General features: G+C 73.8%; 22 protein-coding genes and 1 pseudogene. 15 read left to right on the top strand and 8 right to left on the bottom strand.

Going from position 1 to position 23,661, the window contains the following annotated elements; translation table 11 throughout:
• Positions 1–114: 114 nt before the first annotated feature.
• The 5 genes from LCD31_RS04275 to LCD31_RS29355 form a co-directional block, all read right to left on the bottom strand.
• Positions 115–1,338, bottom strand: coding sequence for an anti-sigma-D factor RsdA (locus LCD31_RS04275; RefSeq protein WP_224956127.1), 1,224 nt, complete (start codon positions 1,336–1,338; stop codon positions 115–117).
• 123 nt (positions 1,339–1,461) lie between these two features.
• Positions 1,462–2,034 carry a sigma-70 family RNA polymerase sigma factor gene (locus tag LCD31_RS04280; RefSeq protein WP_184483051.1) on the bottom strand — a complete coding sequence of 191 codons (573 nt, stop codon included), beginning with the start codon at positions 2,032–2,034 and terminating at the stop codon, positions 1,462–1,464.
• Between the two features lie 292 nt (positions 2,035–2,326).
• Entirely contained in the window at positions 2,327–2,461 is a 135-nt protein-coding gene (locus tag LCD31_RS28895; RefSeq protein ID WP_255615575.1) for a hypothetical protein, read from the bottom strand.
• A gap of 232 nt (positions 2,462–2,693) precedes the next feature.
• Entirely contained in the window at positions 2,694–3,290 is a 597-nt protein-coding gene (locus tag LCD31_RS04285) for a response regulator transcription factor (protein WP_184483053.1), read from the bottom strand.
• 298 nt (positions 3,291–3,588) lie between these two features.
• Complete coding sequence (locus LCD31_RS29355) at positions 3,589–4,938, bottom strand: MerR family transcriptional regulator (RefSeq protein WP_304614391.1); 1,350 nt, start codon at positions 4,936–4,938, stop codon at positions 3,589–3,591.
• 205 nt (positions 4,939–5,143) lie between these two features.
• Here LCD31_RS29355 and LCD31_RS04295 point away from each other — a divergent pair, with 205 nt between their 5' ends.
• Complete coding sequence (locus LCD31_RS04295; protein WP_224956128.1) at positions 5,144–5,446, top strand: WhiB family transcriptional regulator; 303 nt, start codon at positions 5,144–5,146, stop codon at positions 5,444–5,446.
• Between the two features lie 331 nt (positions 5,447–5,777).
• Here the strand turns inward: LCD31_RS04295 and groL are convergent, their stop codons facing one another.
• Positions 5,778–7,397: a chaperonin GroEL gene (gene groL / locus LCD31_RS04300; RefSeq protein ID WP_224956129.1), complete on the bottom strand. Its 1,620-nt coding sequence runs from the start codon at positions 7,395–7,397 to the stop codon at positions 5,778–5,780.
• Between the two features lie 513 nt (positions 7,398–7,910).
• Here groL and LCD31_RS04305 point away from each other — a divergent pair.
• From LCD31_RS04305 to LCD31_RS04320, 4 genes are all read left to right on the top strand, one after another.
• Complete coding sequence (locus LCD31_RS04305) at positions 7,911–8,897, top strand: DUF3048 domain-containing protein (protein WP_224956130.1); 987 nt, start codon at positions 7,911–7,913, stop codon at positions 8,895–8,897.
• A 66-nt stretch (positions 8,898–8,963) separates the two neighbouring features.
• Entirely contained in the window at positions 8,964–9,980 is a 1,017-nt protein-coding gene (locus LCD31_RS04310) for a PIG-L family deacetylase (protein ID WP_224956131.1), read from the top strand.
• A gap of 146 nt (positions 9,981–10,126) precedes the next feature.
• Entirely contained in the window at positions 10,127–11,062 is a 936-nt protein-coding gene (locus LCD31_RS04315; protein WP_224956132.1) for an ABC transporter ATP-binding protein, read from the top strand.
• The gene (locus LCD31_RS04320; protein WP_224956133.1) at positions 11,059–11,847 is read left to right on the top strand and encodes an ABC transporter permease; all 789 of its coding nucleotides are present in this window, start codon (positions 11,059–11,061) and stop codon (positions 11,845–11,847) included. Before LCD31_RS04315 ends, LCD31_RS04320 begins: the two co-directional genes overlap by 4 nt.
• Positions 11,848–11,872: 25 nt before the next feature.
• Here the strand turns inward: LCD31_RS04320 and LCD31_RS04325 are convergent, their stop codons facing one another.
• The gene (locus LCD31_RS04325; protein WP_224956134.1) at positions 11,873–12,595 is read right to left on the bottom strand and encodes a GntR family transcriptional regulator; all 723 of its coding nucleotides are present in this window, start codon (positions 12,593–12,595) and stop codon (positions 11,873–11,875) included.
• A gap of 254 nt (positions 12,596–12,849) precedes the next feature.
• Here LCD31_RS04325 and LCD31_RS04330 point away from each other — a divergent pair, with 254 nt between their 5' ends.
• The 7 genes from LCD31_RS04330 to LCD31_RS04360 all read left to right on the top strand — a co-directional run bounded on the left by LCD31_RS04330 (position 12,850) and on the right by LCD31_RS04360 (position 19,007).
• Positions 12,850–14,058 carry an NRAMP family divalent metal transporter gene (locus LCD31_RS04330; protein WP_224956135.1) on the top strand — a complete coding sequence of 403 codons (1,209 nt, stop codon included), beginning with the start codon at positions 12,850–12,852 and terminating at the stop codon, positions 14,056–14,058.
• 17 nt (positions 14,059–14,075) lie between these two features.
• Positions 14,076–14,840, top strand: a complete 765-nt coding sequence (locus LCD31_RS04335) for a LamB/YcsF family protein (protein ID WP_224956142.1) — start codon at positions 14,076–14,078, stop codon at positions 14,838–14,840.
• Positions 14,837–15,457 (top strand): allophanate hydrolase subunit 1, encoded by a 621-nt coding sequence (locus tag LCD31_RS04340; protein ID WP_224956136.1) that lies wholly within the window; start codon positions 14,837–14,839, stop codon positions 15,455–15,457. Before LCD31_RS04335 ends, LCD31_RS04340 begins: the two co-directional genes overlap by 4 nt.
• Positions 15,454–16,308, top strand: a complete 855-nt coding sequence (locus tag LCD31_RS04345) for a biotin-dependent carboxyltransferase family protein (RefSeq protein ID WP_224956137.1) — start codon at positions 15,454–15,456, stop codon at positions 16,306–16,308. The genes LCD31_RS04340 and LCD31_RS04345 overlap by 4 nt, the downstream gene beginning before the upstream one ends.
• Before the next feature lie 20 nt (positions 16,309–16,328).
• A complete protein-coding gene (locus LCD31_RS04350) occupies positions 16,329–17,093 on the top strand; it encodes a putative hydro-lyase (protein ID WP_224956143.1) in 765 nt (254 codons plus the stop codon).
• 168 nt (positions 17,094–17,261) lie between these two features.
• Positions 17,262–18,128, top strand: coding sequence for an SAM-dependent methyltransferase (locus tag LCD31_RS04355; RefSeq protein WP_224956138.1), 867 nt, complete (start codon positions 17,262–17,264; stop codon positions 18,126–18,128).
• 300 nt (positions 18,129–18,428) lie between these two features.
• The gene (locus LCD31_RS04360) at positions 18,429–19,007 is read left to right on the top strand and encodes a TMEM165/GDT1 family protein (RefSeq protein WP_224956139.1); all 579 of its coding nucleotides are present in this window, start codon (positions 18,429–18,431) and stop codon (positions 19,005–19,007) included.
• Positions 19,008–19,068: 61 nt separating this feature from the next.
• Here the strand turns inward: LCD31_RS04360 and LCD31_RS04365 are convergent, their stop codons facing one another.
• Positions 19,069–20,112: a trans-acting enoyl reductase family protein gene (locus tag LCD31_RS04365; RefSeq protein ID WP_224956144.1), complete on the bottom strand. Its 1,044-nt coding sequence runs from the start codon at positions 20,110–20,112 to the stop codon at positions 19,069–19,071.
• Positions 20,113–20,416: 304 nt separating this feature from the next.
• Here LCD31_RS04365 and LCD31_RS04370 point away from each other — a divergent pair, with 304 nt between their 5' ends.
• From LCD31_RS04370 to LCD31_RS04380, 3 genes and pseudogenes are all read left to right on the top strand, one after another.
• Positions 20,417–21,409 (top strand): LacI family DNA-binding transcriptional regulator, encoded by a 993-nt coding sequence (locus tag LCD31_RS04370; RefSeq protein WP_224956140.1) that lies wholly within the window; start codon positions 20,417–20,419, stop codon positions 21,407–21,409.
• Positions 21,410–21,445: 36 nt separating this feature from the next.
• On the top strand, positions 21,446–22,873 hold the full coding sequence (gene uxaC, locus LCD31_RS04375; RefSeq protein ID WP_224956141.1) for a glucuronate isomerase: 1,428 nt from the start codon (positions 21,446–21,448) through the stop codon (positions 22,871–22,873).
• 2 nt (positions 22,874–22,875) lie between these two features.
• Positions 22,876–23,661 (top strand): annotated as a pseudogene (locus LCD31_RS04380) (mannitol dehydrogenase family protein); the annotation flags it as partial.

Consider the following 23,661-nt stretch of genomic DNA (forward strand, 5'->3'; position numbering starts at 1 on the left):
CCTCGCACACAACCCAGGCCCCCGGGCCCGCCCCCCCCCCGGGGCTCATCCCCCCACCCGAACCTCGCCGGCCCCCCGCGCCGGGGGGGGGGGGGGACCCGGGTTCGTGCTTGCTCAGTTGGGCGAGGGGAACAGCCCGCCGCCGTTGTGCGGCGCCGAGGTCGAGTCCTCGGGATTCCCGCTGGACGGCAGGTCGGAGCTGCCGCTGGTCTCGCTCGGCTCCGTCGTCGGCTCGGTCGGCTCCTGCGAGGAGCTCGGTGTGCTCGGCGAGGTCGGCGTCGGCCAGTCCGGCGGCGGCAGCTGCGGGTTCGACGGCGGGGGCGGCTCGACGGTCGTCGTCGACGTCGGGTGCGAACTCGACGAGGACTCCGAAGTGGATCCGCCCGGCAGGTGCGGCTGCTGGAAGCGGTTCTCCAGCACCTGGTGCCGCGCCTCCAGTTCCTTGAGGTGGGCACCGGCGTTCTGCATCGTCTCGTGCGCCAACTGCAGGGACACCTTCGCGTCGCTGTAGTTGCCCGAGTTCCACAGGCTTTCCGCCTCGTCGAGCTGCGACTGCGCCTTCTGGGCGGCCGCGGCCTCCTGGGAGTGATCGCTGTAGAGCACCTGCGCCACGCCCCACAGCATGTCGCCGGGCATCGCGTCCCGGGCGGCGAGGCCGACCCCGGTGAACCCGATCATCAGCACCGCGGCGGCCGAGGCCACCGGGACCAGGTGCCTGCGGCGGGACTTGCGGCGCGGCCTGCTGCCCGCGGCGATCGCGGCGACCGCGGCATCGGTGTCCACCAGGTCGCCGATCGGCGCCGCGTCCACCTCCCGCCGCCACGCGACCAGCAAGGATTCCAGCGCGGGCGCGGTGTCGGCGGACTCCGCGGGCACGTTCGGATTGGTGCCGCCGAGCGCGTCGAGCAGCGCGTCGTCGGCCTGCAGTTCGGAGAGGTTCAGCGGTTCCGAACCGACCTCGTCGGCGTCGATCAGGCCCGCCGCCGTCGCCTGCTCGGTGTCGGCGTCGGTGAGCAGGGGTCGTCGCCGGAAGTCCAGCACCGTGGCACCGGACTCCGCGGCCGAGGTGCCCGCCGGTTCGGCCACGACCTCGTCCTCGGGGCGCGCCGCCCGGATCGTGCGCTGCTCGTCCGCCTCGTCCGCGGAACCGGACTCGCCGGTCCGTTCAGCGGATTCGCCAGGCGTGGCCGAATGGGCCGAATGGACGGTAGGGTGGTCCCCGGCGTCCCCTTCCGGACCGTCGGAGATCTCGGCGGTGTGCGACCCGGACGCCGCCGGGGTGGCGGAGTCGGACTCTCGATTGTCGATCAGCTCGGCTCCCTCGCCAGCGGCGGGCACGGCCGGAGAATCCTCCGGCGCACGCGTTCCGCCCGCACGGTCGTCCTGCCGGCCGGAATCGACGGGATCGTCCGAGGCGTGCTCCCGTTTCGGGGCGCGCTCCGATTCTTCCCGCTCGACCATTCAGACCACCTCCTCCGCGGACAGCGTCTTGCGCAGCCGGGCCAGTGCGCGGTGCTGTGCCACTCGCACCGCTCCCGGAGTCGAACCGACCGCTTCGGCCGTTTCCTCCGCGGACAACCCGACGACCACCCGGAGCAGCAGGATCTCCCGCTGCTTGGCCGGGAGGACGCGCAACAGCTGCGCCATCCTGCCCGAAAGCTCACCTTGCATGGCCCGCTGCTCCGGTCCAGCCTCGGACTCCGGGGTGTCCGGAACGTCCGCCACCGGCTCGGAGCGGTTGCGGGCCGACGCCCGATGAGCATCAGCCACCTTGTGCGCGGCGATGCCGTACACGAACGCCAGGAACGGACGACCCTGATCCCGGTAGCTGGGCAACGCCGTCAGCACGGCGAGGCACACTTCCTGGGCGACGTCGTCCGCCGAAGCGAACGACCGTTCGTTTCGTCCTACCCTGGCGCGGCAATACCGCACCACCAAAGGACGGATTTCGGCCAGCAAGCGCTCGATCGACTGACGATCGCCGTCGACGGCGGCGCCTACAAGTGCGTCCAGCCCGTCCCCCACGTTGCTCATCGCAGACAGCAGCCCTGGTGTTACGCGTTCAAGCGACTCGGATTTGCTCGGCGAACATCACGTGCACCGCACGCAGCGCCGAGGTCACCGTACCGGGAAAGGACAGATCCCTGAACAGGGAGTGGGGGCCAGCGGCGGTCGTTGTCACGTAACCATAACTACCAGATATCCACCCGAGCATCGTCCGCGCAGTCCGGAACCGGCACTGATCGACGGATGGTAGGGGGGGACGTTCGCGACACGACGGTCGACTCCCGGCTCGTCCCGGCCGGGTCGTGGGACGTGTCCGCCGTCATGTCCCGGCGATGCGGAAGCACCGGGACATGGCGGCGGACACCGAAGTCCTGTCGACGCCGCCGAGCCCGAACGGCGGCGTCGAGGTGAACCGGGCGGCGGCCGCGGGCCGCTTTCCGGCGAGGGGCGTCACACAGCAGGAAGGAGCTCCCGCGGAACCTCCTCGGATCATCGGTCGAGCCCTCGCGAGCGAGGGCCCGGTCGCCGGGCTGTGCCGGGCACCGGAGTCGTCCGGGGCGAACCGCCCTGGACGAACGCGATGCGAGGCGCGGCCCGCCGCCCGCGGGCGATCGGCGCACGTCGTGCTCCGACCGGAACCCGGATGATCGAGCGAGCAGGTGGGCATCCGCGGAGTCCCGTTCGACTCAGGCGACCAGCCCTCGTCTGAACCCGTGCGCCACCGCCTGTGCCCGATCGCGCACTCCGAGCTTCCGGAAGAGCCGACGGGCGTGGGTCTTGACGGTGTCCTCGGACAGGTAGAGCTCGCGGCCGATCTGGCCGTTGCTCTTCCCCTGACTCATCCCCCGCAGCACTTGCAGCTCGCGTTCGGTGAGCTGCACGCCCGGATCGGACGGCTGCCGCGGCGCGGGGACGGACGTGCTGGCCAAGGTGTGCGCCAGCGCGGCGACCAGCTCCGGCCGCGAGGCGTCCCAGCGCAGGTATCCGCGCGCACCGCCGGCGATGGCCGCCGCGATGCTGCCCGCGTCGTCCGGCGCACCGAAGACGATCACGTTGGCCTGGGGGTGGGCGGAGACGAGCCGCCTGGTGGCCTCGACACCGTTCGGCACCGCGCGTTGGGTGCCGACCAGCACGACGTCCACCGCTTGCCGCGCGAAGCGCGCGAGCAGCTCGTCACCGTGTGCTACGCAATCAATCCGGCTCACTCCTGGGACAGCAGACATCACGCGAGTGAGCCCTTCCCGGACGCTGCGTCGGTCATCACAGATCAGGACCGTCGTCACGGGAACTCCTTCCTGCAGGCGAGTGACGTTCCTCTTCCCCTATCGGACGCAGTGCGGCGAACCTTGACACGATCTAGTGCTGAATCCGTCCAGAGATCGGCTCACGCCACTCGTTCGAGATATTCACCGGAACGGAGCAGGGCCCGACGCGGGTGCGGGCGAGAGCCGATGTCACCCCTCGCTCAAGGCCCATACCTGCGATATTCACCCTGTTGTGGCCCTGTCGGGCGATCAGCCACCCGATCTCGCGACCCCCGGCATTCGGCGGAAACTTGCCATAAGTGATTTGCGTCACATGTCAATCGAGCACGACGCGAACGACGCCTTCCGCGGCCTCCGCGAGGTTCGAGACCGTCTCCGCATGCCCCGGCAACCGGCCCGGCGCCCAGCCCGATCCGGCGGCGAACACCCGGGCCCGCTGGCGCGTCCCGGGCAAGCCGGCGAGCAGTGCGGGCGCCGCGTAGTGCGGCTGCTCCGACCAGAGCACCACCACCGACGGCGCCGCCCGGCGCACCGCGGCGTTCAAGCCCTCCGGCGGCAGGCCCGCGCCGAACAACCGGATCCCCACGCCGCGGGCGGCCAGTTCGGCGGCCAGCGCGACCAGCTCCAGCTCCTGCTGCTCCCCCGGCACCGGCGCGAGCAGCACCGGGCGCGGGTTGCGCGGTTCGGGAGCGGTGGCCAGCACCGCGCGTAACGCGGTCGACGCGCTGTCGGCGAGCAGCCGCAGCGCTTCCACCCCGGTCCCGGTGTGCTGCCAGCGCCCGGTCACCGCGGTCAGCACCGGCGACAGCACCTCGGACCAGGTGGCGAGCACGCCGTGGTGCTCGATCGACTCGGCGAGCAGGCGCTGCTGGTGCCAGGCGTCCAGCGCGAGGACCGCCCGCCCCAGTCCCCGGGCGCGCGGTCCGGCACCGGTCAGGCGCAGACCCCGCCCGCCCGGGTTGGCGGCGGACGCGACGGGTTCCTCGTCCAGCGGGTCGAGCACGCCGGAGATGAGGACGGGTTCGGCGGTCGCGGGGGCGGCGGGCACCGCCGCGCCGTCCTCGTGCCGGGGCAGCGGCGGGGTCGCGGCGAGCGCGTAGCGGGCGGCTTCGGCCGGGGACGCGCCGCGGAGCAGGGCTCGCTGCATCTGCTCCAGCCGGGCGACGTCCTCGGGCCCGTAGCGGCGGTGGCGCCCGGTGGCGTGGTCGGTGGGGCCCAGCCCGTAGCGGCGGTCCCAGGTGCGCAGGGTCGCGGGCGCGCCGCCGAGCCTGCGGGCGACGGCCGCGACGGAGAGGCGGGGCTCCTCCGGCTCGGCGGCGCCGGACGGTTCTGCCGCGCCGAGCAGTCCGGTGGCGAGCTCGGCGTCCGGCCGGTCGTCCGGTGCGCCGTCCGCGTCCGCTCCTCCCGACGTTCCCGACCGGTCTTCGGCGGTGGTGCCCGGATCCCCGTCCTGCCGGGCCGTCGGCTCCGTATCGCGACGGTGCCTGCCGCCCTCGCCGGCGGCTCGGTCCGCGCCCGCCTCCGCGATCTTGCGGTGGGCACCGTTCCGATCTTCGCCGGTGCCTGCGGCGCCGCCGGCGAGCGCAGGGCCGTCCGGGTGGTCGGCAAGTCGTGGATCAACCGCCCGGGCGGCGCCGTGCTGCCCGGACAGGGGTTCCTCCCGCATGGTCACGCGGTCATGTTCCGGATCGTGGCGGCCGGTGGCAAGCGGGTGCACCCGGATGCCACCGGTCAGAGATCACCCGTCAGTGAACAGCTTTCGGCGCGAAAGGGGTTGAACAAGTATTGGCGCGGTTCTACCTTGGATCATGCGAGGCCACGGCAGCCGCCGTGGCGGGGAGGGGATCCACCGGTGGGAGGTGGTTGTCGCAATGGCCGACACTCGACGTCTTCCAGGCCCGAACGCGGACATCTGGGACTGGCAGATCAAGGGTTCGTGTCGCGGGATGGACAGCGCGTACTTCTTCCATCCCGACGGCGAACGCGGCCCGGCACGGGCGCGGCGTGAGTCGAAGGCGAAAGAGGTGTGCCAGCACTGCCCGGTTCTGGACCAGTGCCGCCGGCACGCGCTGGCCGTGCAGGAGCCCTACGGGATCTGGGGTGGGCTTTCGGAGTCCGAGCGCGAAGTGATCATCAAGACCCGCAAGCGCCGGGTGGCCGCACTGGCCGGTTGAGACGCGACCGCCGCGCGAACGGCGGTGGCGGCGCCCGCACCGGGCGGGCCGAATCGGATGACTGCGAGGGGCGTCATCCGCTGCGGACCCCGGAGCGAGCGCGGAAACGAATCAGGGGCGACACCCGTGGGTGCCGCCCCTGACCCACGTCCTGCTCCGGCGGCAGGACCACCGGCCGGAGCCGTTCTCGGTACTCCTCGTCAGCGGTACCGCCGCTGAGCGCGACGACCTGGCCCGGTGACCGGGCCCCGCGGGCCCCGGCGGCCCCTCGCGAACCCGGCGCTTCCGCGTCGGTCCGCGGGAAACCGCCGGGCCGGAGTTCCTCGGGAGGTCAGTGGGAGTGGCCGTGGCCGTGGCCCGCGGCCTGCTCCGCTTCCTCCTCCGGCTTCTCCACCACGGCGCTCTCGGTGGTCAGCACCATGCGCGCGATGGAGGCCGCGTTGGCGACCGCGGAGCGGGTGACCTTCAGCGGGTCGACGATGCCCGGCTCGATCAGGTCGCCGAAGGTGAGGTCGGCGGCGTTGTAGCCGGCGCCCCAGTCGAGGTCGCGGACCTTGGAGACGACGACGGCGCCTTCCTGGCCCGCGTTGCTGGCGATCCAGAACAGCGGGGCTTCGAGCGCCTTGCGGACGAGCCGCACGCCGGTGGCCTCGTCACCGGTGAGGCCGAGGTCGCCCTCCAGCGCCTTGGACGCGTGGATGAGGCTGGAACCGCCGCCGGGGACGCTGCCCTCCTCGGCCGCCGCCTTGGACGCCGCGACGGCGTCCTCGATGCGGGACTTGCGCTCCTTGAGCTCGGTCTCGGTGGCCGCGCCGACCTTGATCACGGCGACGCCGCCGGCGAGCTTGGCGAGCCGCTCCTGCAGCTTCTCGCGGTCCCAGTCGGAGTCGCTGGCCTCGATCTCCTTGCGGATCTGCTCGACGCGGGCCTGCACGTCGTCCTTGCTGCCGTGGCCGTCGACGAGGATGGTGTCGTCCTTGGTGACGGTGACGCGGCGGGCGCTGCCCAGGACCTCGGGGCCGGCCTCGGAGAGCTTGAGCCCGACCTCGGGGGCGATGACCTGCGCGCCGGTGACGGCGGCGAGGTCGTCCAGGAACGCCTTGCGGCGGTCGCCGAAGTAGGGGGCCTTGACCGCGACGACCCGGAAGGTCTTGCGGATCGCGTTGACGACCAGGGTCGACAGCGCCTCGCCCTCGACGTCCTCGGCGATGATCAGCAGCGGCTTGCCGTTCTGGGCGACCTTCTCCAGCAGCGGCAGCAGGTCCTGGATGTTCGAGATCTTGTCCCGGTGCAGCAGGATCTGGGTGTCCTCCAGGACCGCCTCCTGCCGCTCCGCGTCGGTGACGAAGTACGGGGAGACGAAGCCCTTGTCGAACTGGACGCCCTCGGTGACCTCGAGCTCGGTGGCCAGCGTCGAGGACTCCTCGATGCTGATCACGCCGTCCTCGCCGACCTTCTCCATCGCCTCGCCGACCAGCGCGCCGATGTTCTCGTCGCGGGAGGAGACGGTGGCGATCTGGGCGATGTTGTCGCGGCCCTTGACCGGGGTGGCCTTGGCCTTGAGCGCCTCGACGACCGCGTCGGTGGCGGCCTGGATCCCCTTGCCCAGCGAGGCAGGGTTGGCGCCGGCGGCCAGGTTGCGCAGGCCTTCCTTGACCAGGGCCTGGGCCAGCACGGTCGCGGTGGTGGTGCCGTCGCCCGCGACGTCGTTGGTCTTGGTGGCGACGTTCTTGGCGAGCTGGGCACCGAGGTTCTCGTACGGGTCGTCGAGCTCGATCTCGCGCGCGATGGTGACGCCGTCGTTGGTCACCTGCGGGCCGCCGAACTGCTTGTCCAGCACCACGTGCCTGCCGCGCGGCCCGAGGGTCACCTTCACGGCGTCGGCGAGCTGGTTGACACCGCGCTCCAGCGCGCGGCGCGCCTGCTCGTCGAAGCTGATCTGCTTAGCCATGTTTCAACAGCCCTTCAGCATGGGGTGTTCGGAGGCCGGTCGTGGTCGCCCCGGCGCGAACTCGGTTCGACCCGGCGCGCCGGAGCGGTCCGGACGGCTGCCCGGTGGACCGCCCCGGTGCGGCGTCGGGTCGGCGGAGTCGCCGCATGCGTGCGGGCGCGACGTCCGGCCTGAGATAGACCACCGCCCCGGGCCCCCCGGGGGGGGGGCCCCCCGGCCGGGGGGGGGGGGGGCCGCCCCCCCCGGGGGCCCCGGGGGCCCCCCCCCCGCGCCCCCCCCCCGCCCCGGCCCCCCCCCCCCGGGCCCGGCCCGCCGGGGGGGGGGGCGGGCCCGCCCCCCCCGGTGCGGTTCGCGGGTGGGCGCTGGTGGGTGGGGCGGCTACTGGTCGGAACGGTGCACTGATCGTGACCGTCGGAGGTAGTCCTTCCATGAACAACACCTGGTCAGGGCCTTGCGAACCTTGCTCGTCACCCGAAAGAGGGGCACTCTGGGTGTTCGAGTGAGGGGTGGGCGATGGTGCGGAACCGCGGATTTCTCGGACGAGCGGTGGTGCTGCTCGCGGTGCTGGTGACCGTGCTGGCGGGTGGTCTCGCCTGCCAGCCCGCGCGGACGCAGCGCGCCCCGGACGCCCCGCAGGGCGCGGCTCCGCCCACCGCCGAACCGACGCCCGCCGAAGGAGCTCCCGGCAGCGACGACCCGGTGCTCGCGGTGAAGATCGACAACGCCCCGGAAGCCCGGCCGCCGACCGGTATCGGCACCGCGGACGTGGTCGTCGTCGAACCGGTCGAAGGTGGCTTGAGCAGGCTCGTCGCCGTGTTCGGGAAGCAGCGCCCGCCCGTCGTCGGGCCGGTGCGCAGCGCCCGCGAGACCGACCTGGAACTGCTCGCCCAGTACGGCAGGCCGACGCTGGCGTTCTCCGGCGCGGCCCCGGAACTGCTGCCGGCGCTGAACGCCGCGCCGCTCGAAGCGGTCCAGCCGGAGCAGGCGCCCGGTGCGTTCTTCCGCGGCACCGGCAAGCCGGTGCCGCACAACCTCTACGTCCGCCCCGGCGAGCTGCCCGCGGGCGCCGGCTGGTCGCCGAAGGCGCCGCTGGCGTTCGGGCCCGCCCCGGCGGGCGGTGCGCCGCGCACCTCCGCGCAGGTCGACTACCGGGCGGCCTCCACCGGTTTCACCTGGTCGCCGGAGCAGCGGCGCTGGCTGGTGTCGATGGACGGCGCGCCCGCGACGGCGGCGGACAGCGGGCGGCTCGGTGCGGGCACCGTCGTGCTGCAGCAGGTAGAGGTGCGGGACTCGGCGATGAAGGACGTGGCGGGGGGCGCCGCGCCGCACGCCGCGACGGTGGGCTCCGGCCGGGCCGTGGTGCTGCGCGACGGGAAGGCCTTCGACGCGCGCTGGTCCCGGCCCTCCGCCGACGTGGGCACCACGTACACGACGGCGTCCGGCGAACCGCTGCCGTTCGCGTCCGGTCCGGTGTGGGTGGTGCTGTCGGACCGGCTGTGACGGCCGGCCGGGGAGCGGGCGGCGGACTCCGCCGCCTAGTCGGTGGAGTTGGCTACTCTCGAAAGCATGAGCGACCGCCGCTTGCTACTGGTCCACGCCCACCCCGACGACGAAGCCACCGCCACCGGCGCCACCATGGCCCGCTACGCGGCGGACGGCACCACCGTGACCCTGGTGACCTGCACCAGCGGAGAGCTCGGCGAGGTCGTCGCCGGCGCCCTCGCCCACCTGCGGGGCGCTCCGGACGCGGGGGGGGGGGGCCCCCCCCCCGGGCGGGGCGCCCCCCCCCCCCCCCGCGGCGGCCCCCGCCCCCCCCCGCGGGGGGGGGCCCCCCCCCGGGGCCCCGGGGGCCCCCCCCCCCCCCCCCCCCGGGGGGGGGGGGCCCCCCCCCCCCCCCCCCACCCGCGGGGCGCTCCGGACGCGCTCGGTGAGCACCGCCGCGGCGAGATCGCGACCGCGCTCACCGAGCTCGGCGACATCCGCCACCACTGGCTGGGCGGCCCCGGGCGCTGGCGCGATAGCGGCATGGCCGGGCTGGACAGCAACCACGAGGACGGGGTGTTCGCCGCCGCCGACCCGGTGGAGGTCACCCGGCAGATGGTCGCGCTGCTGCGCGCCGAACGTCCGCACGTCGCGATCACCTACGACGACTTCGGCGGCTACGGCCACCCCGACCACATCGCTGCGCACCGGGCGCTGATGAACGCGCTCGACCCGGCCGCCGACCCCGAGTTCGCCCCGGAGCTCGGCGCGGCCTGGCAGGTGCCGAAGGTGTACTGGACGGTGCTGCCCGACTCGTTCGCGGAACGCGTGCGGGAGGCCGGGATCACCGAGTTCAAGCCGAACACCATGCCCGACGAGGAGATCACCGCGGTGCTGGACGGCGCCGCGCACCACGAGGCGAAGCTGGCGGCGCTGCGCCACTACCGCAGCCAGGTGAACATCGACGAAGACGGCTTCTTCGCCCAGGTGGTGCGCCGCCCCGAGTTCGCCGTCGAGCACTTCCTGCTGGTGCGCGGCGAACGCGGTCCGGGCACCGGACCGCACGGCGCCGAGCAGGACCTGTTCGCCGGGCTCGCCTAGCGGTCCGCGGGGCGGCGGCCCCGCCGGGAGGTACGAGCCGCCGCCGGGATCGCCGCGCCGCGCGGCGATCTCCGCGGTTGCGCCGGTCGGCCGGGCCGCGTCGGTACGGTTGGCGGAGTCCACGGGCCACCTGGGGGGGAACGCGCATGACCGCACGGCAGCGTGTCGCGACGAGGACGTCATCCGCGCTGGCGCTGCGCGGCGTGGTGAAGCGCTACGGCGAGATCACCGCGGTGGACGGCCTCGACCTGACCGTCACCGCCGGGACCTGCCTGGGCCTGCTCGGGCCCAACGGTGCGGGCAAGTCCACCACGATGCGCTTGATCACCGCGCAGACCAGGGCGGACGCCGGGGAGATCGAGGTGCTCGGCTTCCGGGTCCCGCGCGAGTCGAAGCGGGCGCGCACCGCGATGGGCGTGGTGCCGCAGCTGGACAACCTGGACGAGGAGCTCACCGCCCGGCAGAACCTGGAGGTCTTCGCGCACCTGTACCGGGTGCCGCGGGCCGAGCGGGCGGCGGCGGTGCTGCGCGCGCTGGACCTCGCGCAGCTGCGCAAGCGGGCCGACACCAAGACCGACGAGCTCTCCGGCGGGATGCGCCGCAGGTTGCTCATCGCCCGCGGCCTGGTGCACTCGCCGCGGCTGGTGCTGCTCGACGAGCCGACGGTGGGCCTGGACCCGCAGGTGCGCCAGGAGCTGTGGGCGCTGATCGACGCGCTGCGCTCGGACGGCGTCACCGTGCTCATGTCGACGCACTACATCGAGGAGGCCGAGCGCCTCGCCGACGACGTGGCGGTGATGTCCGGGGGCCGCGTCATCGCCACCGGCACCCCCGACGAGCTGCGCCTGCAGCACGCGGGGCAGGACGTCGTCGAGTACTACGGCCCGCCCGCGCGGCTCGTCGAAGTGGAGACGATCACCCGCGAGGCCGGGCTCAGCACCCGGCGCACCGGGCCCGCCGTCTCGGTGCTGCGCGCCGAGCTGATGCCTGAGCCGGTGGCGGCGCGGCTCGGCACCGGGCACCGCCGGGTGAGCAACCTGGAGGACGTGTTCGTCTCGCTCACCGGGGAGGCAGTGGAATGAGCACCACGCCGCAGCGGCTGCGCACCTTCGAACTGGCCGCGTTCGCCGGGGTGTGGCGGCGGGAGCTGACGCTGTACCGCCGGTACTGGTTGTCCAGCACGTTCTCCTCGGTGGTGGAGCCGACGATCTACCTGCTGGCGTTCGGCTTCGGGCTCGGCTCGCTGATCGCGACCATCCGCGGGCTGCCCTACATCGAGTTCCTCGGCACCGGGGTGGTGGCGACGTCGGTGCTGTTCACCAGCGCGTTCGCCGGCATGTTCACCACGTTCGTGCGGCGCAAGTTCCAGCATTCCTACGACGCGATGCTCGCCGCGCCGGTCGACGTGCACGAGCTCGTCGCGGCCGAGGCGCTGTGGATCGCCACCAAGTCCGGGGTGTACGGGTGCGCCCCGTTGCTGGTGGCGATGGTGTTCGGGCTCGACCCGGCGCCGGGCATGCTGCTGGTGCCGCTGGTCGGGTTGATCACGGGGCTGGGGTTCGCGCTGTTCGGCATCTGGTGCTCGGCGGTGGTGCCGTCGATCGACTCGTTCAACTACATCGTGAGCGCGGTGATCACGCCGCTGTTCCTGGTGGCGGGCACGTTCTTCCCGATCGACCAGCTGCCGGGCTGGGCGGGGACGGTGGCCGCGTTCAACCCGCTGTACCACTGCGTGGAGCTGGTGCGGGACGCCTCGTTCGGCCTGCGCCCGGGCGTCGACCTGCTGCACGTGGGTGCGCTGCTGCTGTTCGCGGCGCTGATGTGGCTGCTCGCCTACACCGCGATGCGCCGCAGGCTCGTCGACTGAGTCCTGCCGCTGGACCGGCGCGCGGTCAGGTGCGTTCCGCGTAGGCGGTGATCAGCTGGGCCTCGGCGTCGGCGAGGTAGGTCTCCAGCGCGGTGGCCGCGGCCTCCAGCTCGCCAGCGGCGACCTGGTCGGCGATGGCGCGGTTGCGCTCCACGTAGCTCTCGTAGAAGCCGCGGGTGCGCTGCGGGTCGAGCCCGCCCCGCTCGTCGGTGGACATCACGTGGAACGCGAGCCGCAGCTCGGCGAGCAGCCCGGCCATCGCGTCGTTGGTGCGGGGGCTGTCGGCGAGCCCGACGAGCGCTTCGTGGAACCGCATGTTGGCGGTGCCGACCTCGCTCCAGTCGCCGTCGGCGGCGGCCTGCTCGCCGGCGCGCACCGCGCGGGCCACCGCGGTGACCAGTTCGCGCTTGGTGGTGGCGGCGTGGCGGACCGCGCCGACCTCGACGATGCGGCGCAGCCGGTACAGGTCGGCGACGTCGGCGCTGCTGGGCTTGCGCACCGCGACGCCCTTGTGCATCTCGTGCACCAGCAGCCGTTCGTGGCCGAGCAGCCGGAACGCCTCGCGCAGCGTGTTGCGGGAGACGCCGAGCGCGTCCTTCGCGCTGACCTCGGAGAGCTGGGTGCCGGGCGGCAGTTCGCCTTGGATGATGCGTTGCCGCAGCAGGTCGGTGACGCGCTCGACGGTGCTGGTCCGTTCGAGCAGGGACCGGTCCGCTGCCAGCCGGTCGACCCACTGCGCGCTGGTCATGCCTCTCCCGGGGTTGATCGGAAACCGCAGTGTATCCGCGGCGGCCCGCGGGCACGTCCGACGATCCGACGACACGCTACCGCAGGATTGTTGAACGATCGAACGTTGAACATGGGGAATGTAGGAACGCACTATTGATCCCTCGCCGAACGGCCCCTATCGTGGCGGCACCGCGCGGCCGGCGACCCGGCCGCCGGGGAAACCCCAGCGCAGCGGACGGCGGCGCGGCAGGCCGGAGGCCGGGAGGACACTGCATGAGCGGCACCACCACCAAGACCGGCGCCCACCGCGGCGCGCTGATCGGGGCGGTCTTCCTGATGGCCACCAGCGCCATCGGCCCCGGGTTCATCACCCAGACCACCGACTTCACCGTGCGGCTCGGCGCCGCGTTCGCCTTCGTGATCGTGCTGTCCGTGCTCATCGACATCGCGGTGCAGCTCAACGTGTGGCGCATCATCGGCGTCTCCGGCATGCGAGCCCAAGACCTCGGCAACGCGGTGCTGCCCGGATTGGGCTACGCGATCGCCGCGCTCGTCGTGTTCGGCGGGCTCGTGTTCAACATCGCCAACGTCTCCGGCACCGCGCTCGGCCTGGACGCCATGGTCGGGATGGACGCGAAGCTCGGCGGCGGGCTTTCCGCGCTGCTGGCCATCGGGATCTTCCTGAGCAAGCGGGCCGGGGTCGCGATGGACCGGATCGTGGTCGTGCTCGGCGTGCTCATGATCGCGCTGACCTGCTACGTCGCCGTCGTGTCCGACCCGCCGGTGGGGGAGGCGCTGAAGCAGGCGGTGCTGCCGGACCGGGTCGACTTCCTCGCCGTCACCACCCTCATCGGCGGCACCGTCGGCGGCTACATCACCTACGCGGGCGCGCACCGGCTCGTCGACGCCGGAGTCACCGGGCCGGAGCGGATCGTCGAGGTCAGCCGCGGATCGGTGCTGTCGCTGCTGGTCACCGGGGTGATGCGGGCGGTGCTGTTCCTCGCGGTGCTCGGCGTCGTCGCCGCGGGCGCCACCCTCGGTTCCGGCAACCCGACCGCGGAGGCGTTCCAGCACGCTGCCGGGGAGATCGGGCTCCGGCTGTTCGGGCTGATCATGTGGGCGGCGGCGATCACCTCGGTCGTCGGTGCCGCCTACACCTCGGTGTCGTTCGTGGTGACCTTCTCCCCGGCGCTGCAGCGGGCCCGCAGCTGGCTTGTCGTCGGGTTCATCGCGCTGTCCACCGTCGTGTTCCTGCTGCTGGACCAGGCACCGACGACGCTGCTGGTGCTGGCGGGCGCGCTCAACGGGCTGATCCTGCCGGTCGGGTTCGGCGTGCTGCTGTGGGTCGGGGCGCGGCGCCGGGACCTGCTCGGCGGGTACCGGTACCCGCGGTGGCTGCTGGTGATCGGCGTGCTGGCCTGGCTGCTGTCGTTGTACTTCGGGGTGAACTCGCTCGGCGCGATGGCGCAGCTGTGGCAGTGAATGGAGGGGACGTGCGCATCGACCTGAACTCGGACCTGGCCGAAGGTTTCGGCCGCTGGGAACTCGGCGACGACGACGCGCTGCTGGGCGTGGTGACCAGCGCGAACGTGGCCTGCGGGTTCCACGCGGGGGACCCGGGGGTGATCCGCCGCGCCTGCGCGCGGGCCGCGGCCGGGAACGTGTCGGTCGGCGCCCAGGTCGGCTACCGGGACCTCGCCGGATTCGGCCGCCGGTTCATCGACGTGCCGCCGCGCGAGCTCACCGACGAGGTGCTGTACCAGCTGGCCGCCCTCGACGGCCTCGCCCGCGTCGAAGGCACCGCGGTGCGGTACGTGAAACCGCACGGGGCGCTGTACAACGCCATCGTGCGCCACGAGGAGCAGGCCGCGGCCGTCGTCGAGGCCGTGACCGCCTACGATCCGCGGCTCGCGGTGCTCGGCCTGCCCGGCTCCAGCTTCCTGTCCCACGCCGCCGAGGCCGGGCTGACCACGTACCGGGAGGCGTTCGCCGACCGCGCCTACACGCCGGAGGGGACCCTGGTCTCCCGCCGCGAACCGGGCGCGGTGCTGCACGACCCGGAACTGATCGCGCGGCGCTGCCTGCGCATCGCCCGCGGCGAACCGATCGAGGCCGCCGACGGCGGCGAGATCACCGTGGCCGCCGACTCGATCTGCGTGCACGGCGACAGCCCCGGCGCGGTCGCCATCGCCGAGACCGTGCGGGACCGGCTGCGGGACGCCGGGATCGACCTCGCCCCCTTCGCCGCCGGCGGTGCGCGATGAGCGGACCGCGGGTGCTGCGCTGCGCCGACTCCGGGCTGCTGGTGGAACTGGACGACCTGCCCGCGGTGCAGGCGCTGCACGCCGCGCTGCGCGCCGACACCCCGCCCGGCGTCGTCGACCTGGTGCCCGCCGCCCGCACGCTGCTGCTGGCGCTCGACCCGGAGCGGGCCGACCCGGACGCCGTCGAGCGCGCCGTCCGCGAGGCCCGGCCCGGCGAACGCGGCGGCGACGAGGGCGGGCTGCTGCGGGTGCCGGTGGTCTACGACGGCGCCGACCTCGCCGCCGTCGCCGAGCTGACCGGGCTCACCGAACGTGACGTGGTGCGCGAGCACACCGGCAGCACCTGGACCGTCGCCTTCGGCGGGTTCGCCCCAGGGTTCGGCTACCTCACCGGGGGTTCCCCGAAGCTCGCCGTCCCGCGGCGGGGCGAATCGCGCACCCGGGTGCCCGCGGGCGCGGTCGGGCTCGCCGGGGAGTTCAGCGGCGTCTACCCGCGGGAATCGCCGGGCGGCTGGCAGCTCATCGGCCGCACCGACCTGGAGGTCTGGCGCACCGACCGGGAACCGCCCGCGCTGCTGCGGCCCGGCGTGCGCGTCCGGTTCGAGGAGGTCTCGTGATCGAGGTCGTCGCCCCGGGGCCGCTGGCGACCGTGCAGGACCTGGGCCGCCCCGGCCACGCGGGCATCGGGGTCGGCGTCTCCGGTGCCGCCGACCGGGGTGCGTTGCGGCTGGCGAACCGGCTCGTCGGCAACCCAGAGGGCGCCGCGGGCATCGAGACCACCTTCGGCGGGCTGGTGCTGCGGCCCGAACGGGACGTGACCGTCGCGGTCACCGGCGCGGACGGGCCGATCACCGTCGACGGCCGGGCCGAACCGGTGAACACCGTGCTGCGGGTCCGCGCGGGAGCGCTGCTGCGGCTCGGGACACCGGCGTGCGGGCTCCGCGGCTACGTGGCGGTGCGCGGTGGCATCGCCGTCGAACCGGTGCTGGGGTCCCGCGCCACCGACGTGCTCTCCGGGCTCGGGCCGCCGCGGCTGGCGGCGGGCACCCGGCTCCCGGTCGGGCCCGCGCCGCGGGAGTTCCCGGTGATCGACCAGGCCCCGGTGCGCGCCCGCGACGGGCAGCTGGTGCTCGACGTCGTGCCGGGGCCGCGCGCGGACTGGTTCACCGACCACGCGCTCGCGGCGCTGCTCGGCGCGGAGTTCGAGGTCAGCGCCGAGATCGACCGGGTCGGCATGCGCCTCGACGGTCCCGAGCTGACCCGGTGCCGCGACGACGAGCTGCCCAGCGAGGGCATGGCGCTCGGCTCGCTGCAGGTGCCGCCGTCCGGGCGCCCCACGCTGTTCCTCGCCGACCACCCGGTGACCGGCGGGTACCCGGTGATCGCGGTGCTGCTCGCCGCCGAGGTGGACCGCGCCGCCCAAGCCCGCCCCGGGCAGCGCATCCGATTCCGCCGAACCGAGAGGTGATCCCGATGCGACCAGCCGAGCTGACCCCGAGCCAGGCCAGGGCCGAGTTCCGCGCCGGCCTGCGCACCCCCACCGCGGGGTGTTCCGCCGGGTGGACGCAGGCCAACCTGCTGGTGCTGCCCCAGGCGCAGGCCTACGACTTCCTGCTGTTCGCCCAGCGCAACCCGCGGTCCTGTCCGGTGCTGGACGTCACCGAACCCGGCGAGACCGCGGCGTCGATCTTCGACGGCGATCTGCGCACCGACCTGCCCGCCTACCGGGTGTACCGGGACGGCGCGCTCGTCGAGGAGCTCGGCGACATCACCGGGTTGTGGCGGGACGACCTGGTGTCGTTCCTCATCGGCTGCAGCTTCACCTTCGAGGCCGCGCTGCTGGAGGCCGGCGTGCCCGTCCGGCACCTCGAACAGGGGCGCAACGTGCCGATGTACCGGACGAACCGCGAATGCCGCCCCGCCGGGAAGCTCTCCGGGCCGCTGGTCGTGTCGATGCGGCCGATCCCCGCCGAGCAGGTCGCCACCGCGGTCCGGGTGACGTCCCGCTACCCGGCGGTGCACGGGGCACCGGTGCACGTCGGCTCGCCCGGCGAGCTGGGGGTGCGGGACCTGGACGCGCCGGACTTCGGGGAAGCGGTGGAGGTGCGGCCGGGAGAGGTCCCGGTGTTCTGGGCCTGCGGGGTGACGCCGCAGGCGGCGGTGATGCGGTCCGCGCCGCCGTTGGCGATCGGCCACGCACCCGGGCACATGGCCATCACCGACGCGCGGGACTCCGACCACCTGGTGCCGTGATCTCCCCCGCCCGAGGAGATGAGCGGGGGAGCACCGCGTGCTGCAACGCCGCCGCGGCCGCCGGTTGTTCCCCCGACGCCCGGTGACCCGGCCCACGCGCGCCGATTCCCTGTCGGGGCGTGCCCCGACGATCTAGGCTGGGGAGGTTCGCGAACCTGGGGGTGGGCGATGGGAACGCGTTCCGACGCGGACGGGCGACGAGGGCTGGTGGGGCCGGGAGCACCGGAGCTGCCGTCGATGGCGCGCGTGTGCGATCACCTGCTCGGCGGCACCGCGCACTTCGAGCTGGACCGCGAGTTCGCCGCGGACCTCGCACCGGTGTTGCCGAACCTGCCCGAGCACATCCGCGTGCTGCACGCGTTCCTCGGCCGCGCGGTGCGCCACCTCGCCGAGCGCGGCATCGACCAGTTCCTCGACCTCGGCACCGGGCTGCCCACCGTCGGTGACGTGCACGGCACCGCCCAGCGCGTCGACCCGGACGCGCGCGTCGCCTACGTCGATGCCGACCCGTTCACGGTGCGGCTGGCGGAGGCGCAGCTCGCCGGGGCGCGCGGGGTGACGGTGACCCGGGCCGACCTGTGCGAACCGGCGAGCGTGCTCACCGCGCCCGGCGTCACCGGCCTGCTCGACTTCACCCGGCCGGTGGCGGTGCTGGCGATGGCGGCGCTGCCGTTCATCACCGACGACGACGAGCTGTCCGGGGTGGTCGCCGCCTACCGGGACGCCTGCTCGGTGGGCAGTGCGCTCGTCGTCTCGCACCTGTCCGCGGTCACCGCCACGCCCGAGCAGGTCGACCGCTTCGGCGACGTGGCCGCCCGCATCGGCTGCCGGCCGGCCTGGCGCAGCGCCGACGCCTTCCGCGGCGTGTTCAACGGCTACGACCTCGCCGAGCCGGGCCTGGTGCAGACCGCCCGGTGGCGCCCCGAGCTCGGCGTCGAGGGCACCGGGCCCGGCGCGCAGGACGTGGACACCGTCTCGGCGGTGGGGCTGCTGGTGTCCCGGCCGGTGCCGACCGAACTGGCGCTGGTGCGCTGAACTCCTTTTCCGGCATTCCGCCGGAATGGTTTTCGGTTCGCCGAAACGTGTTTTCAGCCGGGGAGGCCGGTTGAATTCGCGTCCGCGATCTACCGGTGATGTGTTGATTGTTCCGGTGGAATGGGTAATCTGTGCGCCGGAAGGGGAGTAGCCCTCAATTCGCGATCGACATGCTGGCGCGACGACGCGCCCGGTCGCGGAGCCTCTCGAAGCGCAGGCGGGCGAGACCTTCGATCCGAAAGCACATCGGGTCGAGGCCGCGACGTGCCTGATCCCAGCCCCAGGAGAGGTGCATCCACCGTGTTCGCCAGTTTCGCCATCAGTTCCGCCGCCATCTTCGTGGCCGAACTCGGCGACAAGTCCCAGTTGATGGCGATGACGTTCGCCACCCGATTCCGGGCCTGGCAGGTGCTGCTCGGAATCACCATCGCCACGACCGTCGTGCACGCCGCTTCCGTCGCGCTCGGATTCGGCATGGGCGCATTGCTGCCGACCGAGTGGATCGGGCTCGTCGCCGGAATCGCGTTCCTCGGCTTCGCCGCTTGGACGTTGCGCGGTGACCACCTCACCGAGGCGGAGAAGAGCAAAGCGGGCCGCACCGCCCGCTCCGCGGTGATCGCGGTGACCCTCGCGTTCTTCCTCGCCGAGCTCGGCGACAAGACGATGCTGGCGACCGTCACGCTCGCCTCGCAGCACGACTGGCTCGGCACCTGGATCGGTTCGACGGTCGGCATGGTGCTGGCGGACGCGCTGGCCATCGGCGTCGGGCTGCTGCTCGGCAAGCACCTGCCCGAGCGCTTCATCCGCTACGGGGCGGCCGCCCTGTTCGCCGTCTTCGGCGTCTGGATGGTCGTCGAATCCACTTTCGGCCTGCTCTGACCGACCACGTGACCGGACCGCCCGTCCCGTTCCGGACGGGCGGTCCGGTCGTTGCCGCGGGTCAGCGGACGGGCTCGATGACCCGGACCCCGTGCAGGCGGCGGACGAAGTCGGGGCCGAACGCGGTGGACGGGGTGTGCGCGCCGGGGCGGACCCCGCCCGCGAGCAGGGCGGCGACCGTGCGCAGCACCGAGTCGACGGTGAACTCGTAGGTGTCCGGCCCGATCAGCGCCGCCGAGACCGAACGCCCGGCGTCGTCGGTGGCTTCCGCGTACACCTCCACCCAGTTCCGCGCCCGCTGCGCCGTGCCGGGGCCGCGCACCAGCGCACCGATCGCCGCCTTGCCGAGGCGCTGCGCCACCGGGTTCCCCAGCGCGGTGCGGCCGACGGCCGTCGCCCGCGGTCCCAGCCGGTTCAGGCCGGGCAGCCGGGTGTAGGTGGTGATGTTCGGGATGCCGGTGCTGCGGAACGCGGTGCTCACGTCGCCCCAGGGCAGCGAGGACACGGCGTGGCGACCGGACGGGAACGGCACTTCCCGGTGCCGCCAGCCCATCGGGACGGTGCGCAGCTCGCCGTCGATGCGGGCCCGCCCGCCGAGCGCGGCGCCCTCCAGCGCGCTCTTGAGCGTGCCGCCGCTGATCCCGCCGCTGGCCTGGAACGCGAGGTCCAGGGTGGTCGCGGTGGGCAGCGCGGCGGCGACCAGCGCGGCCAGGCAGTCGGTGGGCACCACGTCGAACCCGGATCCGGGCAGCAGCACCACGCCGGCCTTCGCCGCGTCCTCGTGCCGGGCGGCCACCGACTCGAACACGTCGATCTCGCCGGTGATGTCCACGTAGTGCGTGCCGGTAGCCAGGCACGCCGAGACCATCGGCGCGGAGGTCGCCGAGAACGGGCCCGCGCAGTGCGCCACCAGGTCGACGTCGGCGAGCGCGGTCGTGGCGGCCCGCTCGTCGCGCAGGTCGAACACGCGGTAGGGCAGGCCGAGCGGCGTGGCGACGCGCGCCACCTTCGCCGGGTCCCGCCCGGCCAGCACCGGGCGCTGCCCCCGGTCGACGGCGCGCTCCGCGATGAGCCGCCCCGTGTAGCCGGTCGCACCGTAGATCATCCAGGTCACGCGAGCCTCCCGAGCGTCGTCCCCGTACAACGAGAACTGTCCGGTCCCGTAACGGGTTGCCTCCCCATCCTGACGGTCTCCGGTCCGCCGAGTGCGCGGCACCTCCGCTGGACCGGCCGGGTGCACGGCCCGTTCGTCCAACGGGGTCGGGCGAACGCGTCGGGGAGGAACCCGCGGCGGCTCGCGGAGCCCGGCACCGGGAACGCCGGGAGGTCGGCGGCGACGGGTCGCCGCCTGTTGTCATCGCGGCGGTCGGCGTGGTCGATTGATCGGAGCCGAGCAGGAGGTGGCGCCCGTGGCCGAGCGCAGACCGACGATCTACGACGTGGCGCGGCGCTGCGGCGTCGCCGCGTCCACCGTGTCCCGCGCGTTCGGCAATCCGTCGCGGGTCAGCGCCACGACCCGCAACCTGGTCCGGGCCGCGGCGGCGGAGATCGGGTACGAGCCGCGCCCGCTGGCCAGGGCCGAAGCGCCCGGCCGGTCCCGCACGTTGATGCTGGTCGTCACGGACATCGCCAACCCCTACTACGCCGGGTTGATCAAGGCCGCGCAGTCCCGCGCCATCGAGCGGCACTACGCGCTGGCGCTCACCGACAGCGACGAGTCGCCGCAGGTGGAGGCCGGGAACCTGCGGCACCTGCTGGCGAATTCGACCGGCGGGATCCTCGCCACCTCCCGGCTCGCCGACGACTCGGTGCGGCAGCTGGCGCGGCACCGGCCGCTGGTGATGGTGAACCGGGTGATCGAGGGCCTGCCGAGCCTGGTGGTGGACACCGCGGCCGGGATGCGCACCGCCGTCCGCCACCTCGCCGCGTTCGGGCACCGGCGCATCGCCTACCTGTCCGGCCCGCGCAATTCGTGGATCAACGGGCAGCGCTGGGGGGCGGTGCACGCCGAAGCCGCGTCCCTGGGCCTGCGGTCGTCGTTCCTCGGGCCGCACCCGCCGACCAGGGAGGGCGGCCGGGACGCGGCGGAGGCGTTCGTCCTGGACGGGGCCACCGCGGCCATCGCCTACAACGACCTCGTCGCCATCGGTGCGATGCAGCGTCTGCAGGTCATGGGTCTGCGGTTGCCGGAGGACCGCAGCGTCGTCGGGTGCGACGACATCTTCGGCGCCGACCTGGTGGTGCCCGGGCTGACCACCATCGCGGGGCCCGCCGAACAGGTCGGCGGTTGCGCGGTCGACGCGGTGCACGCCGAGCTGACCGGCGGCGGCACCCGGTCCAGGACGTTCGACGCGCACCTCGTGGTCCGCGGCTCCACCGGTCCGGCAACCGATGGCAACTAGTTGTCCGGGGCGCGGCCCGCGGCCGATTCTGCGGGCATGGCCAGTGGTTCCACTTCATCGGCGGCGATGCCGCTCGCGCCGCACCCTGATCGGCTGCTGCCGAGCGATCCGGTGCAACGGCCCATCGCCCGGCGCCTCTACGAGCACGTCCGCGACCTGCCGCTGATCAGCCCGCACGGGCACGTCGACCCCGAGCTGCTCGCGGCGGACCGGCCGTTCGCCGATCCGGCGGCGCTGCTGGTCACGCCCGATCACTACGTGACGCGGCTGCTGCACGCCCACGGCGTCCCGCTGCACGAGTGCGGACTCCCCGGTGGTCCGGCGGAACCGGCGCCACCGCGCGAGGTGTGGCGGGCGTTCTGCTCGCACTGGCACCTGTTCCTCGGCACCGCGTCCCGGCAGTGGCTGGAAGCGGAGCTGCACGACGTGCTGGGCGTGGCGGTCCAGCCCGCGGCGGAGACCGCCGACGCGCTGTTCGACGAGCTCACCGAACGACTGGCCCGCCCCGAGCTGCGGCCGCGCGCGCTGTACCGCTCGTTCGGGATCGAGGTGCTGGCCACCACCGACGATCCGGCCGACGATCTGCGCCACCACCGCGCGCTCGCCGAGGACCCGAGCTGGCAGGGCCGGGTGGTGCCGACGTTCCGCCCGGACCGCTACCTCGACGCGACCCGCCCGGACTGGCCCGCGGCGCTGGACCGGTTGGCCGAGGTCAGCGGCATCGACACCGGCGACTACCGCGGCCTGGTCCGGGCATTGGAGGCGCGGCGCGAGTTCTTCCGCGCGCACGGCGCCACCGCGACCGACCACGGTGCCCCGGACCCGCGCATGGAGTTCCTGCCGGAGCACGAGGCCTCCCGGCTGTTCGGCGAGGTGCGCGCCGGCCGCGGCGACGCGGCGCTGCTGTCGCGCCAGCTGCTCGGCGAGATGGCCCGGATGTCCAGCGAGGACGGCCTGGTGCTGGCACTGCACACCGGGAGCCTGCGCAACCACCACCCGGAGACCTTCGCCCGCTACGGCCCCGACACCGGCCACGACATCCCCACCCGCGCGGAGTTCACCGAGTCGCTGCGCCCGATGCTGCGGCGGTTCGGCACCGATCCGCGGTTCCGGACCGTGCTGTGCACGCTCGACGAGACGGTGTTCTCCCGCGAGCTCGCGCCGATCGCCGGGTTCTACCCGTCGGTGTACCTGGGCGCGCCGTGGTGGTTCCTGGACGCGCCGCGCGCGATGCGGCGGTTCCGGGACGCCGTCACCGAGACGGCCGGTTTCCACCGCACCGCCGGATTCATCGACGACACCCGGGGTTTCTGCTCCATCCCCGCCCGGCACGACACCGCGCGCCGGGTGGACGCCGGGCACCTGGCCTCGCTCGTCGCGGAGCACGTGCTCGGCGAGGACGACGCCGCGCAGGTCCTGCGCGACCTCAACGACCGCCAGCCCCGAACCGCCTTCCGGTTGTGATCGTGCGACTGAGCCGGGATGCCGAGCCGGCCCCCGTCCGCGCCGTGCACCTGGGGCTCGGCGGGTTCCACCGCGCGCACCAGGCCTGGTACACCGCCGCCGATCCGGAGTGGGGCATCGCGGCGTACACGTTCCGCAGCACCGAGCTGCCCGCGGCGCTCACGGCGCAGGGCGGGATGTACTCGCTGCTGGTGCGCGGCGCGGACGATCCGGTGCGCACCGTCGGCTCGCTCAGCCGCGCGCACGCGGGTGCGGAGGCGGACCAGTGGCTCGCCGACCTCGCCGCGCCCGAGGTGGCGGTGGTGACGCTCACCGCGACGGAGGCGGCCTACCGGGTGCCGCCGCCGGGGCGGGACTCCGCGATCTCCCGGCTGGTGGCGGGATTGCGGGCGCGGTTCCGCGCGTCCGCCGCACCGATCACCCTGGTGCCCTGCGACAACGTGCCGGACAACGGCGCGGTGCTGCGTTCGGTGCTGCGCGAGGCGGCGGCGGATGGCGACGCGGCGTTCGCGGCATGGCTGGAAGCCGGGGTGTCGGTCGTGAGCACCGTGGTGGACCGGATCACGCCCGCCACCACACCCGCCGACGTGCGGGCCGTGCACGAGCTGGGCGGGATCCGCGACGCGGTGCCGGTGGTGACCGAGCCGTACGCGGAATGGCTGCTGGCGGGCGACTTCCCCGGCGGGCGGCCCCGCGGGGGGGGGGGGGGCGCGCCGCCCGGGGGCACCCGCGCCCCCACAAAACCCCCGGCGAGTTGGGGGGGGCTCACGGCGGCCCCCCCGCCAGCC

This window comes from Saccharopolyspora sp. 6M, from assembly GCF_020176775.1.
GTDB lineage: Bacteria > Actinomycetota > Actinomycetes > Mycobacteriales > Pseudonocardiaceae > Saccharopolyspora_C > Saccharopolyspora_C gregorii.